Annotated in this window: 17 protein-coding genes; 6 read left to right on the top strand and 11 right to left on the bottom strand. The window is 55.6% G+C overall.

What is annotated here, in order from left to right; translation table 11 throughout:
• From QMP16_RS15490 to QMP16_RS15440, 11 genes are all read right to left on the bottom strand, one after another.
• Positions 1-702 carry an SDR family NAD(P)-dependent oxidoreductase gene (locus tag QMP16_RS15490; RefSeq protein ID WP_282153113.1) on the bottom strand — a complete coding sequence of 234 codons (702 nt, stop codon included), beginning with the start codon at positions 700-702 and terminating at the stop codon, positions 1-3.
• Positions 699-1325 (bottom strand): 2-dehydro-3-deoxy-6-phosphogalactonate aldolase, encoded by a 627-nt coding sequence (locus QMP16_RS15485; protein ID WP_282153112.1) that lies wholly within the window; start codon positions 1323-1325, stop codon positions 699-701. The genes QMP16_RS15490 and QMP16_RS15485 overlap by 4 nt, the downstream gene beginning before the upstream one ends.
• A complete protein-coding gene (locus QMP16_RS15480; protein ID WP_282153111.1) occupies positions 1322-2242 on the bottom strand; it encodes a 2-dehydro-3-deoxygalactonokinase in 921 nt (306 codons plus the stop codon). Before QMP16_RS15480 ends, QMP16_RS15485 begins: the two co-directional genes overlap by 4 nt.
• Complete coding sequence (locus QMP16_RS15475; protein ID WP_282153110.1) at positions 2223-2912, bottom strand: RraA family protein; 690 nt, start codon at positions 2910-2912, stop codon at positions 2223-2225. The genes QMP16_RS15480 and QMP16_RS15475 overlap by 20 nt, the downstream gene beginning before the upstream one ends.
• Before the next feature lie 12 nt (positions 2913-2924).
• Positions 2925-3956, bottom strand: a complete 1032-nt coding sequence (locus QMP16_RS15470) for a C-terminal binding protein (protein WP_282153109.1) — start codon at positions 3954-3956, stop codon at positions 2925-2927.
• Positions 3949-4443: a lactoylglutathione lyase family protein gene (locus QMP16_RS15465; protein WP_058275454.1), complete on the bottom strand. Its 495-nt coding sequence runs from the start codon at positions 4441-4443 to the stop codon at positions 3949-3951. The genes QMP16_RS15470 and QMP16_RS15465 overlap by 8 nt, the downstream gene beginning before the upstream one ends.
• Positions 4444-4465: 22 nt before the next feature.
• A complete protein-coding gene (locus tag QMP16_RS15460; RefSeq protein WP_282153108.1) occupies positions 4466-5254 on the bottom strand; it encodes an SDR family NAD(P)-dependent oxidoreductase in 789 nt (262 codons plus the stop codon).
• A 1-nt stretch (position 5255) separates the two neighbouring features.
• Positions 5256-6257, bottom strand: coding sequence for an ABC transporter permease (locus QMP16_RS15455; protein ID WP_282153107.1), 1002 nt, complete (start codon positions 6255-6257; stop codon positions 5256-5258).
• Positions 6254-7777: a sugar ABC transporter ATP-binding protein gene (locus tag QMP16_RS15450; protein ID WP_282153106.1), complete on the bottom strand. Its 1524-nt coding sequence runs from the start codon at positions 7775-7777 to the stop codon at positions 6254-6256. The genes QMP16_RS15455 and QMP16_RS15450 overlap by 4 nt, the downstream gene beginning before the upstream one ends.
• Positions 7778-7864: 87 nt before the next feature.
• On the bottom strand, positions 7865-8899 hold the full coding sequence (locus tag QMP16_RS15445; RefSeq protein ID WP_282153105.1) for a sugar ABC transporter substrate-binding protein: 1035 nt from the start codon (positions 8897-8899) through the stop codon (positions 7865-7867).
• A gap of 25 nt (positions 8900-8924) precedes the next feature.
• Positions 8925-9794, bottom strand: a complete 870-nt coding sequence (locus QMP16_RS15440) for an SMP-30/gluconolactonase/LRE family protein (protein ID WP_282153104.1) — start codon at positions 9792-9794, stop codon at positions 8925-8927.
• A 110-nt stretch (positions 9795-9904) separates the two neighbouring features.
• On the opposite strand from QMP16_RS15440, the gene QMP16_RS15435 reads away from it, so the two are divergent.
• The 6 genes from QMP16_RS15435 (at position 9905) to QMP16_RS15410 (ending at position 16042) form a co-directional block, all read left to right on the top strand.
• A complete protein-coding gene (locus QMP16_RS15435; protein WP_282153103.1) occupies positions 9905-10576 on the top strand; it encodes a GntR family transcriptional regulator in 672 nt (223 codons plus the stop codon).
• A gap of 127 nt (positions 10577-10703) precedes the next feature.
• Positions 10704-12266, top strand: coding sequence for a sugar ABC transporter ATP-binding protein (locus QMP16_RS15430; protein WP_282153102.1), 1563 nt, complete (start codon positions 10704-10706; stop codon positions 12264-12266).
• 2 nt (positions 12267-12268) lie between these two features.
• Positions 12269-13255, top strand: a complete 987-nt coding sequence (locus tag QMP16_RS15425) for an ABC transporter permease (RefSeq protein ID WP_282153206.1) — start codon at positions 12269-12271, stop codon at positions 13253-13255.
• A 51-nt stretch (positions 13256-13306) separates the two neighbouring features.
• A complete protein-coding gene (locus QMP16_RS15420; protein ID WP_282153101.1) occupies positions 13307-14302 on the top strand; it encodes a substrate-binding domain-containing protein in 996 nt (331 codons plus the stop codon).
• A 52-nt stretch (positions 14303-14354) separates the two neighbouring features.
• Positions 14355-15245: a hypothetical protein gene (locus QMP16_RS15415; RefSeq protein ID WP_282153100.1), complete on the top strand. Its 891-nt coding sequence runs from the start codon at positions 14355-14357 to the stop codon at positions 15243-15245.
• On the top strand, positions 15233-16042 hold the full coding sequence (locus QMP16_RS15410) for an NAD-dependent epimerase/dehydratase family protein (RefSeq protein ID WP_282153099.1): 810 nt from the start codon (positions 15233-15235) through the stop codon (positions 16040-16042). The genes QMP16_RS15415 and QMP16_RS15410 overlap by 13 nt, the downstream gene beginning before the upstream one ends.
• Positions 16043-16508: the final 466 nt, after the last annotated feature.

The raw sequence follows: 16508 nt of genomic DNA, 5'->3' as shown, positions 1-16508 counted from the left end.
TCACATTGCCAGATAGCCACCGTCGACCGGATAAACCGACCCGGTGACAAAGCTGGCATCTTCACTCAGAAGCCAGCGTACAAGCGCTCCAACCTCTTCAGGTTTACCCCATCGTTTCATCGGCGTACGCGCCATGATCCCTTCGGTCCGTTCCGGGTCCTCCCGAAGACCTTGGGTCATTTCCGTCTCGATCCAGCCCGGCGCAATGGCATTTACTCTGACGCCGTCTTCGGCCCAGCGACCTGCCAATGCCTTGGTGAGTTGTGCGACCCCACCTTTTGAGGCGGAATAGGCCGGGACCAGTGGGCCGCCAAAAGTGCTGAGCATGGACGCGGTGTTAACGATTGCCCCACCCTGCTTGACCAAAAGCGGTTGCGCGGCGAGGCAGCAGCGCATCGTCCCGGTCAGGTTTACATCAAGAACCCTGGCAAAGACGTCGATATCATATTCTTCACCCCTGAGCAGAATCCCCGCGCAGTTCACCAAAGCGTCGAGGCGCCTGAGGTTGCCGAACACAGCATCGACCGAAGCCTGATCTGTCACATCGAGAAGCTGTGTTGTTATCCCGGCCTGAGGAGCAAAGGCATCCAGCTCGGAGTCCGACACGGATGCGGCGATAACGGACCAACCAGCATCGGCAAGCGACCGCGCCACACCCGCGCCGATACCTCGGGTGCCTCCGGTGACAATGGCTTGTTTCATCTTTGATCTTTCAGTGCTTGGGTGAAAGCACGCGCACGTGCGCCAATATCATCCAATGCACGGCCCGGCTTGAACAGGGCCGATCCCAATCCGAACCCGTTTGTCCCGGCTGCCTGGTACGCGGCCATTGTTTCAGGTGTGATCCCCCCCACCGTAGCAATGACAGCCTCTTGGGGCAAAATCGCACGCATGGCGGCGATAGCGGTCGGCGGCACCATCTCAGCTGGAAAGAACTTTAGAACAGAGGCACCAAGATCCAAGGCGGCAAAGGCCTCGGACGGGGTCACCACGCCCGGACACCAAAATAGACCCCGCGCAACCGCGGCACGCCCCACATCCGGGTTCATGTTCGGTGAGACTATGATCCGCCCGCCTGCATCAGCAACCGCGGCGACTTGCTCAGCGGTCAGGACTGTGCCTGCCCCTACGACGGCTTGCGAGCCATAATGCTTGGCAATTCGAGCGATCGAATCCAGCGGATCTGGAGAGTTCAGCGGAACTTCGACGATACGAAAGGCGGCCTCAATCAGCTCACCCGCAACTGGTAACGCGTTTTCTGGTTCCAGTCCGCGCAAGATTGCAATCAGTGGGTTTTCGGTCAGCGCCGCGGTGAGGTCGATCATCCCAAAAGCCCCGCTGCGCGGGCAATAAGAAAATGCCCTTTGGCGACGATATCATCCGGCGCTCGGCGGGTTTCCAGCCGCGCGGCCCGTAGGGCAATATCATAGCGGTCTGACAGGTCGCTGCGTCCGACAAGGGTGACGGTGCCGATGTTTTCGACAGCGCGGGTCGCAGCCGCAACCTCCGCACCTATCAGAAGGCCGGACAAGTAATCAGCCGTAGCGACCTTGGGGATTTTGCCCATGAGTGGAAGGGTCCGAACGTGAAACAAATTGTGCAATAGATTAGAACCCCCTTCGAGGCCCGCAGCTACGCCGGTTTCAAAGGCAGCTACGTCAAAGTCGTGATCCTCCATCAACGTGCCAAGGATCGTGTGCCCCTTGAGAGCTGCGAAGATCTCGCCCGTCATATAGGTCGAGAAATCCACGATCTGCCCATCCGCAACTTGGACCCATTTGCTGTGCGTGCCCGGCATTACGAAAGTACCGTCGTTCAGGCCAAGCGCGGACGCGCCAATAATCTGCGTCTCCTCGCCGCGCATCACGTCCGGGCCGCCCGCGTGCTCGATAGATGCACCCGTCACAAAGTGAATCCGGGCTCCGCTATCGGCATCATGTGGCACCAAAGCCCGCGCAAGACCACAAGCGCTAAGCGGCATTTCGGCATAGGGCGTTTCAACCCATCCGTTCCGGCTGGTTATCATGCCAGATGCAAGGATCGGCAGATCAATCTGAGCAACCCAAGGACCAATGAGACGATCAAGGACCGCCTCGAAGGTCTTTCCAGAAACCTGCATGATGCCTTCGGGTGAAGAGACACCGTCAATGACCTCACCCTCCGCACCAATAAGAAAAGCACGGAGAGAAGACGTTCCCCAATCGACACCGATAAGGGCTGGTTCAGATACGACCGAATTCATTTAAAAGATCCTCGACGGTTTTTCCCTTGGCGACCCACTTGCGGGTTTCTTCTTCGCGGTCAGCCTGTTCCTGGGCAAGGCGCACGGTTTCTTCGGCCAGTTCCTGTGGAACCACGACCACGCCCATCAAATCGGCCACGATGAAGTCCCCCGGGTTTACGACCACGCCACCACAGGCAATCGGCACGTTGATCGAAAGCTCGTCCTTGCGTCCAGAAAACATCGTGTGCGTTCCGCGCGGGGTGATCGCCCGTGCCCAGATGGGCCAGTTGATGTCTTCCAATTCGTCCGTATCGCGTCCCGTACCATCTACGATCATGCCGCGAATGCCCCGATTCTGCGCCAGCCCACCCATGAGCCCGCCGCAGACCGACGTATTGACGTCGCCGCCCGCATCCACAACGATCACATCGCCGGGTTGGCCCATCTCCAAGGCTTTCAGAGGGTCAACGAGGTCGCCTTTGGAAAGCTGCACAGTGACGGCCTGGCCCGTAACCTTGGCGCGAAATGCGGGTTTGATAGCGCTGTCCATCACACCGGTGCGGTACTGAACATCGGCAAAGATGGCTGCTGCTGAATAGGCCTCAAGCACCTTGTCGAATTTCTTGAGCAGATCCGGGTTTCGTTCAAAGTCATTGAAGACCCTAAGGTCACTACTAACGTCTGGCATTCTTGTCTCCTGTTATGCGGGTGTTGCGGCCAATGCCTCGGCATTGACCGTGTAGTCTGGCTTTTGCCCTGTGAGCACCTTGGCCACCTGCGTTGCAGCGGTGACCCGGGCGGCACGTATGGATTCTTCGGAGTAGTAGGCGGCGTGTGGTGTCACGAGCACGTTGGGCAACGCGAAGAGCGGGTTGTCATCCGGGCTCCAATTGGCGCGCTTGGCCGGTTCTTCTTCGGGGTCATCGAGGCCGGCGGCGGCCAGGTGGCCGTTGGTCAGAGCCCGGTAGAGGGCCTTGTTGTCCACGGTTGGACCACGACCCGTGTTCACCAGGATTGCGCCCGATTTCATCGAAGCAAACTCCGCATCCGACAAGAAATGATGTGTGTCAGGCGTCATAGGCGCCTGCATCAGGACATAGTCGGAGCGTGCCAGAAGATCAGCCTTGGAAACCAACTCCACCCCCAGCGACGCCGCGACATTTGCTGGCAGAAAGGGGTCATAGGCGATGACATTGACGCCGAAGGACTGTGCCCGTGTCACAATGGCCTGTCCGATCTTGCCCAACGACACGACACCCATTGTGCGTCCGCGCAACCGAAAAACCGGTTGCCCACTTTGCCATTGCCAGATCCCCGCATGCGTTGCTCGGTCGTAGTCTGGCAATTTGCGGGCAAGTGTAAGCCACAGGGAGATCGCGTGATCCGCGACCTCTTCGGTGCAGTAGTTTTGCACATTGGTCACCAGAATGCCCCGTTCGGTGGCCGTGCCGACATCGACAATATCGACACCAACACCATAGCGCGCGATCACTTCACAGCGTTCCATCCGCGTGATCGTTTGCTGCCCTACCTTGGCATATTGGTTCATCATCGCAGCGCAGTGCGGCGCGACCTCAAAAAGGTCCTCTTCGGATTTGGCCTGAAGCGCGATGACTTCGGCACCGGCCGCTTCGAGGATCTCGGTTTCCACATCGACATTGCCAAAGTCGTAGTCGGCGATCACGACCATCGGCCGATCCGTCCGTGGAACGAATGTCGGCTGATCAGACATAGGCGCCTGCCGAATATGTCAACTCGTACGAGTGGCTGTAGAGTTCGAAAATGTTGCCAAACGGGTCTTCCATGTAGACCATGCGATATGGCTTTTCGCCCGGGTAATACTTGCGCACCTGTTCCATGCGCTGGCGACCGCCCAATTCTTCGATAATTTTGATCCGCCCCTCCAGGTCCGCATCCTGCACACAGAAGTGAAACAGACCCCGGCGCCAATACTCAAACGGGCGTTCTTCTTCGATCGTCTTGGGAAATTCGAATAGCTCGATACCAACGCCGTCGCCCATCGATAGGTGTGCGATACGGAATTTGCCCCAACCTTCGCCAAAGACGTCGTCGCACATCTGGCCGATGGCGCTTTCGTCATGGAGGATTTCTGTGGGCTCCATCAGCACGTATAGATCAAACGCCTTGGAATAAAATTCCACGGCCTTTTCCAGATCCGGAACCGTGATGCCGATGTGAGAGAATGTAAGTGCGACCATGATAGGCTCCTGTGTTTGAATGTCAGAGAATGTTGCGAATGATGCCGCCTTCGATCCGATGCGCAGAACCATTGGAGGCGGTACTGGCCGAGATCGTGACGATCATGCGGGCGACTTCGTCCGGTTGAACGAACCGCTGGATCAGCGAGGTGGGCTCGTCCGACTTGAAGTAGTTGTCCACGATTGTGTCGAGCGGTTCGCCTTTTTGAGCTGCAAGACCATCAAAATAAACCTCTACCCCTTCGGTCCATGTCGGACCGGGCAGGACGGAGTTAACCCGTACCTGCGTACCCTTGGTGAGCTCTGCCATGCCACGGGTGAGACCTAACATGGCAGTTTTAGTGACTGAATAGTGCACCATCTGAGGTAGAGGCTTTACCGCTGCTTCACTTGCCATGTTGATGATCGACCCAATGCCGCGTTTTAGCATAGCAGGCAGAAAAACCCGGCTCATCCGAACTGCAGACAGGACGTTGATGTTAAAATAGTGCATCCAGTCCTCATCGGTCAGGTCTTCGAATGCTTTGACCGAAAAGATGCCGACATTGTTAACCAGGACATCAACATCACCCTGCATTTGCGCGAACTCTGCCAGTGCGCTTGAGTCAGTCGTGCTCGTCAGATCCGCTGCCATCCCTGTGACGTCGCCCAAGGTGGCAAGGTCGTCCACGCATGCACTCACTTCGGTCTCCGTCAGGCCGTGAACAATGACACGTGCTCCTTCCTGCAAATAGACTTTCGCAGTCGCCTTCCCGATACCAGAGCCAGAGCCGGTGACGAGTACAAGCTTGCCTTTCAGCCCAAGGTCCATGTCATGCTCCCTTTTTCACACTGGATGTCTGAGCGGGCGACGCGCGCCCAAAAATGCGCGCCATCATGGCAGAAATCTCAGCCCGCCACATGTCGATGCCAACGGCCAGAAGGATGATCAGTCCCAGCACGATATTCTGAACAGATGACGGTGCTGCATTCAGGTTCAGGCCGTTCTGGACAATCACGATGGTCATGGCTCCCATCAGAGTGGCGAGGATGTTGCCGCGCCCTCCAGCGAGACTGGCACCTCCGACCACTGCTGCGGCTATCGCCTGCAGTTCAAGCGTTTGCCCATAATTAGGGGAGCCAGAGTTCAAGCGTGCTGACATCAGGATCGCGCCTACGGCGGTCATGAACCCTGCAATAACAAACGTTGTTGTCTGCACCTTGCGCACGTTGATGCCGGTCAGAACGGCGGCGGCCGGGTTGCCGCCAACGGCATAAATTTCGCGGCCCAGCTTTGTAAAATTCATCGCAAATGCCGCAAGTGCATAGAAGAAAACGAGATAGAAGAAGGGCAGCGGAATGCCAAACAACTTACCGTAAAAGATTGGCTCAAGCGCGGGATCGAGCGAAAAGATCGGTGAGCCATTGTTGAACGTCAGTGCGAGACCACGGAATGCGATCAGCGCTGCCAGTGTGGTAATAAACGACGGTATGCGTCCGTAAGCTGTAATCAAGCCAATGAAGAGCCCCAGCAATCCACCGGCGAAAAGGATAAGCGGGAGTGCCAGCACAAGCGGAATGCCAAGGAACTTCAGCATTTGAGCAAGGATCATGGTCAGCAAAGCCACCATGGAACCGGAGCTCAAATCGATGCCGGCGGCGAAAATCACGATCGTAGAACCGATGGCAATGAGCGCCACGATGCTGACCTGCAAGGAAAGGTTCGAAAGATTTCCCGGATTCAGAAACCGCTCAGTTGTGAGAGCAACAATCAGGGCGACGATCACCATGGCCGCGAAGGGTCCGATCAATTGAGTGTCAAAGATCCGCTTCATGCGAAAACCTCCTCAGGCTTGAGATGTGGGGTGTCGGCGGAGGCCCGAACCAGGTCATCATGGGTCAGTTCCGACGCATCCACGGTGCGCGTGATCGTGCCGTGCTGAACGATTGCGATCCGATCGCTCATCGCCAGAAGCTCATCGTGGTCTGAACTGATCAGGATGATGGATTTACCCGCGCGGGTCAGTTTGTTTATCAGCTTGTAGACCGCGATCTTGGCGCCGATATCGATCCCTTGCGTGGGTTCATCAAGGATCAATATCTCCGAATCTGAGAACAGCCAACGCGCGATTACGATCTTCTGCTGGTTCCCTCCAGAAAGGAAGTTGACCGTCTTTTCCTCAGCTTGGGTCGAAATCTCCAGATCGCGGATCAGGTCGTGTGTGGCGTGTTCCTCAGCCTTAAGGTCCAAAACGCCAAGTCGGCTGAGACCGCCAAGCGACGCTGCGGTAATGTTGCCGCTGGCCCGGAAATTGAAGAACAAGCCATCATATTTGCGGTTCTCCGGAACCAAGGCCAAACCAGCGCGGATCGCGTCGATTTCTCGGCCGAACCTGACTGGATTGCCCTTTAACGTTACCTGACCGGCAATAACCTCATCTGTTCCAAACAAGGCACGTGCGATTTCTGTGCGCCCGCTTCCCAACACGCCGCCCAGGCCAAGCACTTCACCTTTGTGGAGTGCAAAGGATGCATCCGTCACTCCAGCATTGGTTGCAAGCCCGCTCGCTTCGAGAACGACTTCGTCGGTTGCGTTCTGCTCTTTTGGGTAATGCTCACCTATGTCTTCCCCGACCATGGCGCTGACAATTTCAGAGACGTTGATTTCCGTCTCGCCACTGGCTCGCACGACGCGCCCATTGCGAAGGATCGTTACTTCGTCGACGATCCGCTCCACCTCATCCAAGCGATGAGAGACATAAAGAATAGCTGTTCCGCGGCTGCGCATGTTGCGCAACAACTGGTGCAGGCGTTCGATCTCGTCCTCGCCCAGCGCAGCCGTGGGCTCGTCGAGGATGATCATACGGGCGTCCATCGCAATAGCCTTGGCAATCTCGACAAGCTGCTGCTCACCCACTGAAAGCGTGCCGGTGATGGCATTGGGTGAAACATCGACGTCCATCTCTGCCAAAACACGGGCGGCTTCGTCGTGCACCTTACCCCACTCAATTACCCCCAATCTCGACCGGGGCATGTTGCCCAAGAATATGTTCTCGCCAACAGACAGTGTTGGAACGATCGAGAACTCCTGAAACACCGTTGCTATGCCCAAATCGCGTGCGACCTGTGGGTCACCGACTGTCACCGGTTGCCCGTTGTGAAGAATCCGGCCGCTGTCAGGTTGCTGCACGCCGGACAGCGTCTTAATCATCGTGGACTTGCCGCAGCCATTCTCGCCAAGCAGCCCATGGATCGAGCCGGGCATAAGCTTGATACAGACTTTGTCATTCGCCAAAACGCCGGGATAGGCCTTGGTGATATCGACAAACTCCCAAAGGGGCATTTCTGTTGTCATCTTGGGGGCCTCAACTTGAACGGGAAACTTAGCTTATTTGCGCCCCCGGCAGCACACGAAGATGCCACCGAGGAGCAGGGAGAACGCTCAGTATTCTTTAGACGGCTGCGGGAAGAGCTTTTCAGGCTCCTTTAGCACGGCCACAGCACCGTCTTTATCTTCGATGGAGGTTGGCGTTTCGATCCATCCTCCGGGATAAGTTCCGTTCAGTGCATCAATCGTCGCCTGCATAGCCGCCCGCCCCATAAGGAACGGCGAGGTATTGACGGTCGCAGTAATGTTGCCCGCTGCGATTTCCTCCAGACCCGAGGTATCGCCATCGTTGCCGAGCAGAACAATGTCGGAGCGCCCGAGCGCCTTGGCTGCAAACGATGCCCCGATGATCATGTAGTCATTTGCAGCAAAGATCATGTCGAGGTCGGGATGCGACTGTAGGATATCCATACCAGCGGTATTGCCACCTTCGACATTCCACTTGCCGTCAATGGACACGACCACTTCGAAGTTTTCGTTGCCGTCGATACCGTCGAGAAAACCGCCAACACGCTCGGTCGAGTGGTACCCGGGCTGACCTTCAATGATGCCAACCTTCAGAGGTTTGTCGCCGTAATTCTTGATGGCCCAATCGGCGATATTGTGTGTGCCGTTTCGCTGAGAGTATCCGACCACACCGTGGATCGGCGTCGGAAAGTTCGGGATATCCGAGTTGATCATCAAAACGGCCATACCCTTGTCGACCGCTTGCTTGAGAAGGGGTGCGGCAGCAAATTCATCGTGGGTGCCAAAGATGATCGCATCCACATCCTGGGTAAGCACGTCCTGGATCATGCCCATTTGGCCGTTGATGTCAGCACCCGATTGTGGGGCCAACATGAAGACTTCAACGCCCGCTTCAGCCGCAACCGCTTTGATACCCTCGCCAATTGCGATGTAGTAGTTGAACTCGGTTGCGGGCGGCATGTAGGCGATGCGGAACTTTTCGTTTTTTGGAGCAATCGCATCAATCGGAGCCTGCGCTCCCTCTTCGAGCGGGACAGGTGTCGGATAGTCTTCCGCATGGACGACAGACGCGAGCACGGCGAAACCAGCGGCCATAGTCGTATTCATAAGTGTTTTCAGCATTTTATTCTCCTCCAGAAATTTTCCGTTATCCGTTGAATGGCGTGTCGAGCACGCCGCAAACGCCGGGTTTGACTGCGAACAAGCCGCCAGATTCCGGTTCTCTTGATAGAGCGTCCTCGTCACTCATCAGGCGTGAAGTCGTAATGAAGAGCGTGTCGAGTTCCGGGCCACCAAAGGCACAGCAGGTGGGCTTCCAGACAGGAGTTTCTATGACCCGGTCAATCGCGCCGTTCGGGGCTACGCGAACAACGCGGCGACCTTCCCACTCGGCGTTCCAGACACCACCTTCGGCATCGACACAGGACCCGTCGGGCAGCCCCGGTTCGTCCTTGAATGAAGCGTGAATGCGTCGGTCAGAAACCGAACCATTGGCGGTGTCGTAATCAAAGGCTACGATTTCCCGGTCTGGTGTATCCGCAAAAAACATCGTTCCGCCATCTGGGGCAAAACAGGCAGAGTTTGCACAAGACACCTTTTCGATGATTGTCCGCACGGACAGGTCTGTGTCGATGCACAAGACTGACGAATCGTGGGCTCCGGACACCTCGTTCATCCCACCGACGATCAGCCTTCCCTGCCGATCTGTCCGTCCGTCGTTCAGTCGCGTCTCTGCGTTATTGGGTTCGAAGCGGGCAACAAGCGTTTCCATGTTCGTGTCCAGATCAAGCAGAACGACCCGATCAGCAAAGGCAACGACCCACCCCCCTGTGGCGCGCGGAGCAAAACAGCATACACGCTCTGTCATAGAGTGTTTGACGCTCTTCAAAGTCGACGGATCGTAAGACCAAAGCGCGCAGCCTTCGATATCAGTCCACCAGACAAGTTCATCGGCAGGGTTCCAGAAGATCCCTTCCCCATGCTCATTCCTGCAATCAAGAACTAACTCTGCACGCATTTCAAACTGGCTCCTCTCCAGTTAATCTGATATCTGATATTCCAGCTTGCCTTATCTGGTGTATCAGATATCTTTTGTCATGCAACACATTTTTTTTGGAGACTCCAGTTATGACCTTGGAACGACCCAAATCTCTCCGAGAACTTGCCTTGGAGCATTTGAGAAACAGTATCATCGACGGCTCGTTAAAGATGGGTCAGATTCTGTCTGAGCGTAAGATATCGGAGGAACTTGGTGTCTCCAAATCGCCGGTTCGCGAAGCATTAGCCCAACTGCGCGATGAAGGACTCGTCAGTATCGAACCGCAAAAAGGCGCGCGTGTGTTCTCACTTTCCGAGTCTGAAGTAACGCAAATCTGTGACTTTAGGCAGGCCATCGAGACAGCCGCATTTGAATTGGCTCTATCAAGGGACCCTAAGGGGTTGGCCGATGGCATGGCGCGGGTTGTGAAAGACATGGCGCGCGCGCGATCCCGACGCGATGAAAGAGAGTACCTGGCTCTGGATACCGCTTTTCACCAATTGATCTTTGAGCACGCCGGGAACGATTATCTGACCGCGAGCTATACGCGCTACATTGGTAAGATCGCCGCATTGCGGACCCATTTATCCAAGCTACCGCAGCACACTGAGCTTTCATTCGAAGAACATCAGAAAATCGCGGTCGCGGTGCGTCAAGGTGATATGGCGAAGATTAAATTGCTTCTGGTGGAGCACATTGATCGAACTCGGCAGGCCTATGAAAGTGCTTCGATCGTACTTAAGGGCGCCAAGGCCTCCTAATCAACGCTAACTCGTTTCAAGGGGCAGTCCTGCGAAGGGCTGCCCTTCTTCATGCCGTCCTTAGCTTCTCCATAAAGTATTTGACATCTGATATCTCAGATGTCAATCAAGCGTTGGGAGGAACACAATGACGTCAGTTTCGATTCTTGATCCGAGGAACACGCCACCCCTGATCCGATTGGATGCGGTTAGCAAAAGCTTCGGTGCAAACGTTGTTCTTAATCATTTGGAATTCGAACTGCGCCCAGGTGAAGTGCATGCGCTTTGCGGTGAAAACGGAGCAGGCAAATCCACGTGCTTGGGTCTGCTCTACGGGCTTCATCAACCGTCAGCGGGAAGAATTCTGTGTGACGGCAATGAACGCCGAATTGAGAATCCGTCGCACGCGCAATCGCTTGGCATCAGTTGCGTGTTTCAAGAACTTAGTCTGGCCGGGGCTCTTTCTGTCGCTGAAAACATCTATGCCGGACGAGCTCCGACCCGTTTGGGTGTCGTCGACTGGCCGGAACTGCGCCGCCGGGCCGAAGCGCTTTTGGCAGAGTTCGGTCTGGACATCGACGTCTCATTGCCCGTCGACAACCTGCCAATCAGCTCCCGCCAGATAGTAGAAATTGCCAAGGCGCTGTCCCTGAACTCGCGCGTCCTTTTGCTGGATGAGCCGACATCAGCGCTGGCTCCTGACGAAGTGGACGCGTTGTTCGACGTACTTCGCGGGCTTACAAAAAAGGGTATCGGCATTGTCTATGTCAGTCACCATATGGACGAGATATTCCGAATTTCCGATCGAATTACCGTTTTGCGGGACGGACGCCATATCAGCACTTTATCGGTGAGCGAAACCTCCCAGGAACAAGTCGTTGCGGAAATGATTGGCGGCGGGCACCCGGGTGACGTCTGTAGATCAGTCAACACCTCAGGGAATGATATCCTTACCGTCAAAGGCCTGACGCACCCAGGTGAATTCGAAGACATCTCCTTTTCGATTAGGGCCGGCGAAATAGTCGGCATGGCCGGGCTAATGGGCGCCCGCCGAAGCGAGATTGTCCGCTCGATAGTTGGATTGATGCAAGGAGCCGAAGGGATTGTCGAGTTGCGTGGGGTGCGCGTGAAACTCAAGTCGCTACGCCATGCCATGCGCTTTGGCGTAGGTTTTATACCGGAAGAACGGAAGACAGAAGGTTTGTTTCTCGAGCAATCGCTTAGCGACAACCTGATCGCCGCAAGTCTTTCTGAACACGCGAGCTTGGGCATCATGCGCAAGGCGTCAATAAAGAAAGCCAGCAACGCTGCCATTGATGCATTTAGCGTCAAAGCCAGTGGGATCACTGAAGACGTCGGCGCTCTGTCGGGAGGAAATCAGCAAAAGATCATGCTGGCCAAATGGCTCAAGCGCACGCCTGACCTTCTGATCGTAGAAGAACCTACGAAAGGCGTCGATGTGGGCGCGAAATTTCAGATCCACACAGAGCTGCTCCGCCAAGCGGCAGAAGGAATGGCGATTCTGGTGGTGTCGTCCGATTTTCCGGAATTGGTTTCGCTGTCCTCGCGCATTCTTGTCGTTCACGAGGGTCGTCTGATGGGCGACATCGCCGCCGAAGACGCCAGTGAAGGCGTACTTCTGCAAATGGCCGCCGGGAACGCCAATCGCTCGGCTGCACAGCCATCCCAACATAAAGGAGTCGCGTCGTGACTATGGTCGCTCAAGCCAACATTCCCGAGAAACGGTCACTTATGCGGCGCATCCTGCAGGCGTTCGTTGACATCCGTGAGCTGACGCTAATCGTTTTGATCGCCGCGATCATCATCGTGATGGCCAACGTCAATCCCTATTTCTTCAGCTTCTCGAACTTTCGGGCCGTGGCTGTGGGCATGGCCCCGACTGCAATCATTGTGATCGGTATGGCAATCCTGCTGGCGTCTGGCGGGTTCGATCTTTCGGTTGGATCAGTCATGGCACTGTCTTCCACCGTTGTTGCCATGTTGCTGCTGACTGGCATGCCTATCCCGCTTGCGGTGATCTGCGGTCTGATTCTTGGCGGCGTCATCGGGGTTGTGAATGGTTTGCTTGTCACGGGACTCGGGATCAACCCATTGATCGCCACACTTGGGACGATGTCGATCGCGCGCGGCATCGCGCTGGTTCTGACCGAGGGTTTCTCAGTCTCCAGTCTGCCCGCATCATTCGGCTGGATTGGCAAGACCGACATTGGCGGCTTTCCTGTGATCGTGTTGCTGACCCTCGTTTTGGTGATCATTTTTGACCTGGCAGTGCGCCACACCCGGTTTTTCAGGCAGGTCTACTTCATAGGTGCAAATGAAAAAGCTGCGATGCTTTCAGGCATCCACGTAACACGCGTTCGCATCATCCTTTATGCGCTCACGGGCGTTTTGGCGGCCTTGGCTGGGGTCCTGCTGGCCTCCCGCTTGATGAGCGGCACGCCAACAGCTGGCAATGGAATCGAACTGCAGGTGCTGGCTGCGGCCGTTATCGGTGGTGCGTCGTTGCGCGGAGGCGAAGGCACAATTCTCGGCGCATTCCTCGGCGTCGTGTTCGTTGCCTTGATCAACAACACGATGACCATGCAAGCCGTTTCGATCTACTGGCAAATGATTGTCATCGGTGGCGTGCTCGTCTCAGCCGTCGCATTGGACATGCTGATCCGCAGTAAACGGGGCTGACCTCAATCAAAAGAAACCGAAAACTACTAATCATCCAAAAGGGAGATCATAATGACTGAGATGACTGTAAATCGGCGCAGGCTTCTGACAGCGGGCACAACCGCAGGATTGGCCGCTGCCTTCGGACTACCAATCCTGTCGAAAGAAGCCATGGCACAGGCGGCTGGTAAGGAATATGTTTTTCTATCTATCGTGACTCAGGTGCCGTTTTGGGTGGATTATCGCAACGCGATGGAAGACCTCGAAGAACTTATGGGTTTCAAAGCCACGTTCACCGGTCCGCTGGACTTCGACACGGCCGCACAGGCACGTCAGCTGGATGAACTGATCGCCCGCCGCCCCGCTGGCATCCTGATTTTCCCCGGCGATCCCGCGACCTTAGCGCCCGGCGTGGAGCGTGCGGTCGAAGCTGGCATCCCAGTTACTTGCTGCATTGGCGACATCCCCGACAGCCCCCGATCCACTTTCCTGGGCATCAACGGCGTTCAGGCCGGGCGGGTCGGTGGAGAGATGCTGGCCGAAGCAATTGGTGGAAAGGGAAAAGTCATCCTTGGTACATTCCCAGCGCCGTCGACCCTGGAGCGTGTTGAAGGGTACAAACAGATCTTTGCAGAGAAATATCCTGACATTGAGGTGGTTGACGTCGTCAACGATAAAGCCGACCCGTCATACGCTCCGACGGCCTATCTTCAGGCTATCCAGGCCAATCCTGACATTGTTGGCATTGGTGGTACGGACGGCGACAGCGGCAAAGGCGCAGCCATCGCGGTGACCGAAGCAGGTCGCAAGGACATCAAGATTGTCGCGATGGACCGCAACGATGACATGCTGCCCTATATCGAAGACGGCACGATCCACGGTGCGGTAGCTCAAAAATCCTACCTCGAGATCTTCCTCGCCTTCCACATGATGCACTGGCAGAACACGGACGCACTGAAGGTCTTGCCGGATTGGAAGGCCGCCGGGATCAATCCACTGCCGGAACGCGTCGAAACTGGGGTGATGCCGATAACGGCGCAAAACGTCGCCCAATTCAAGCACGTCTAAACGTTTTCCCGGCGCAGAAGTTTTGCGCCGGGTCACCGCTCGGGAACCCCTCATGTCTGATCGATGGTCCGTTCTGCAGTTAACAAGAGGCGAATTGGAGCTTGTTATCCTGCCCGGAATTGGTGGCCGTTTGTGGGGTGTTAATTTCCAAGAGCGATCGCTGCTTTTTCAGAATCCGGACTTGGTACACTTGCCGGTTGATGAAATTGATCTGGCTGACTTGCCAACACGTTCCCCGCAGTTTGGTTTCCCCCTCTGGGGCGGAGAAAAAACCTGGATAGCTCCGGACACGGCCTGGAAGGATAGTGCCCCGTTTTCGGCACTCGACAGTGACCCTTTTCTGGTCGCCTCACGAGATGAGGATCATGTCAAATTGACAAGCCAGATCTGTCCTGTCTCGCACCTGTCCGTGGCGCGACGCATCACCCTGAAGTCAGCCGCTGCGTGGAGCATTGAGCATAGTGTGACCAATCACGGTCACGTTTCCAGGGCGACAGGCATTTGGTCAGTCATGATGATCAATACGCCCGCCACGATCGGGATTACGATGGGCGATCCGGAAATCTATCCCGTTTTTGGGCACTCCGGCTCAATGGTTGAACTGGCGGCAAACTGCGTCATTGCAGATTGCGCCAAACAACAAGAATTCAAGGTTGGACTTCCTAACCCAGATGGGGAAACGCTTATCAAGATCGGCAAAGCTGGCCCTTGGATACTCTGTACAACACACCCGCCAGCACCGAGCGACAGCTTTATGCATCAGTATCCCGTCGAGGTATTCAATTCGGGCGACTATTCCTACTGTGAGGCCGAATGGCACTCGCCAAAATCTAATCTGGCGCGGGATGAGACGCTCAGGTTTCGTCAGGACTTTGAAATTTGGCCAAACAGCAATCCACCAATTCTTGGCTCGAATAGGGAGTTACTATCATGCATGTCCTGATTACAGGTGCAGGTGGGCATCTGGGTCGAAAACTCTTCGACGTGTTGGAGGCGGATCCTGACTACAAAGTGTCAGGGATCGACATTCGCCCGGTTGATCACCCTGATATTCATACCGCGGATCTGTCTGGTGACCCAATCTGGATCAAACTTCTCGAAGGCGTGGATGTGATCGTCCATCTGGCCGGAGACCGTGAGCCTGCCGCAAGCTGGTCATCGGCGATCAAGCACAACATGGACGCGACGCTGTCGCTCTACCATCATGCAGTGGCGGTGGGCGTTAAGCGTGTGGTTCTCGCCAGTTCGAACTGGGTCCAAGGAGACAAGCGTTTCTCCACTGATGCGTTGAACAGCGACACACCTCCAGGGCCGGTGAACGCCTACGGCATGTCGAAGCTGTTTTGCGAACGGACTGGCGCTTACTTTGCGCAGCATCATGGGCTTTCGGTCATCTGCCTACGAATCGGCTGGACCCAATGGACCCATGACAACAAGCCTGGACCGCATATGGCGATGGGCCGTTGGGGGCAGGAGATGTGGCTGAGCGATCGGGATTTTCTAAACGGCATGCGTGCAGCGATAGACGCCACGGACGTCGCGTTTGCGGCCTTAAATCTCATGTCAGACAATCCCGGCATGCGTTGGGATATCGCCGAAACAAAACGGAAAATCGGATACGATCCGCAAGATGGAAGCCCCGCGAAAATAACATCCGCCATCGCAATGAGAACCTCAATCAAAAGGCTTTTCTCATTTCGCATCGTTGAGTTTTTTGAGAAACGGCTTCCGCACTGGTGAAAGTCCTGGTTGCTCCAGTAGACGGGCTCAATATGTTGATGAAATCCGAGGGCGCTCGCAAACCGAAAATGTGCGCAGCCTGCCAAGGCTCCGATGTCGAAAGTCTCCACCTTGCCAGGCAGCGCAAACGTTCCGTGTCACCTGAGGCATTACTGCTTTGCGGACAGAGAGACATTTCTACTTAGTTGCAACACATAACAGGTCATCCAAATGGTTTTCGTGCCAATAAGCCTTGCTCTAAGTTGCCCCAGTGAAAACTTTGGACCCAATATCTTTGATCGGGCCCAAGACCAATTCTTCCCAGCCAATGGCGGCGGCAGCTATTTCTTCCCCAAAAAGGGCTCGTCGATCAGCTGGTACACCACTCAGTCGAACTCAGCTGTAAGTGTTGGATCTTCGGACCACGATTGCACCTCGCCGAAGAAACGGTTCGAACTTTCACCGTTTGGGTCCACCAAAACCTTAC

This window comes from Ruegeria atlantica (genome assembly GCF_947495585.1).
GTDB lineage: Bacteria > Pseudomonadota > Alphaproteobacteria > Rhodobacterales > Rhodobacteraceae > Ruegeria > Ruegeria atlantica_G.
Note: the sequence above shows the minus strand (reverse complement) of the source record. Positions and strands in the feature narration are given on the sequence as shown.

Coding starts and splice junctions, on each gene's coding strand:
- QMP16_RS15490 (WP_282153113.1), bottom strand. CDS start 702: ATGAAACAAGCCATTGTCACCGGAGGCACCCGAGGTATCGGCGCGGGT.
- QMP16_RS15485 (WP_282153112.1), bottom strand. CDS start 1,325: ATGATCGACCTCACCGCGGCGCTGACCGAAAACCCACTGATTGCAATC.
- QMP16_RS15480 (WP_282153111.1), bottom strand. CDS start 2,242: ATGAATTCGGTCGTATCTGAACCAGCCCTTATCGGTGTCGATTGGGGA.
- QMP16_RS15475 (WP_282153110.1), bottom strand. CDS start 2,912: ATGCCAGACGTTAGTAGTGACCTTAGGGTCTTCAATGACTTTGAACGA.
- QMP16_RS15470 (WP_282153109.1), bottom strand. CDS start 3,956: ATGTCTGATCAGCCGACATTCGTTCCACGGACGGATCGGCCGATGGTC.
- QMP16_RS15465 (WP_058275454.1), bottom strand. CDS start 4,443: ATGGTCGCACTTACATTCTCTCACATCGGCATCACGGTTCCGGATCTG.
- QMP16_RS15460 (WP_282153108.1), bottom strand. CDS start 5,254: ATGGACCTTGGGCTGAAAGGCAAGCTTGTACTCGTCACCGGCTCTGGC.
- QMP16_RS15455 (WP_282153107.1), bottom strand. CDS start 6,257: ATGAAGCGGATCTTTGACACTCAATTGATCGGACCCTTCGCGGCCATG.
- QMP16_RS15450 (WP_282153106.1), bottom strand. CDS start 7,777: ATGACAACAGAAATGCCCCTTTGGGAGTTTGTCGATATCACCAAGGCC.
- QMP16_RS15445 (WP_282153105.1), bottom strand. CDS start 8,899: ATGCTGAAAACACTTATGAATACGACTATGGCCGCTGGTTTCGCCGTG.
- QMP16_RS15440 (WP_282153104.1), bottom strand. CDS start 9,794: ATGCGTGCAGAGTTAGTTCTTGATTGCAGGAATGAGCATGGGGAAGGG.
- QMP16_RS15435 (WP_282153103.1), top strand. CDS start 9,905: ATGACCTTGGAACGACCCAAATCTCTCCGAGAACTTGCCTTGGAGCAT.
- QMP16_RS15430 (WP_282153102.1), top strand. CDS start 10,704: ATGACGTCAGTTTCGATTCTTGATCCGAGGAACACGCCACCCCTGATC.
- QMP16_RS15425 (WP_282153206.1), top strand. CDS start 12,269: ATGGTCGCTCAAGCCAACATTCCCGAGAAACGGTCACTTATGCGGCGC.
- QMP16_RS15420 (WP_282153101.1), top strand. CDS start 13,307: ATGACTGAGATGACTGTAAATCGGCGCAGGCTTCTGACAGCGGGCACA.
- QMP16_RS15415 (WP_282153100.1), top strand. CDS start 14,355: ATGTCTGATCGATGGTCCGTTCTGCAGTTAACAAGAGGCGAATTGGAG.
- QMP16_RS15410 (WP_282153099.1), top strand. CDS start 15,233: ATGCATGTCCTGATTACAGGTGCAGGTGGGCATCTGGGTCGAAAACTC.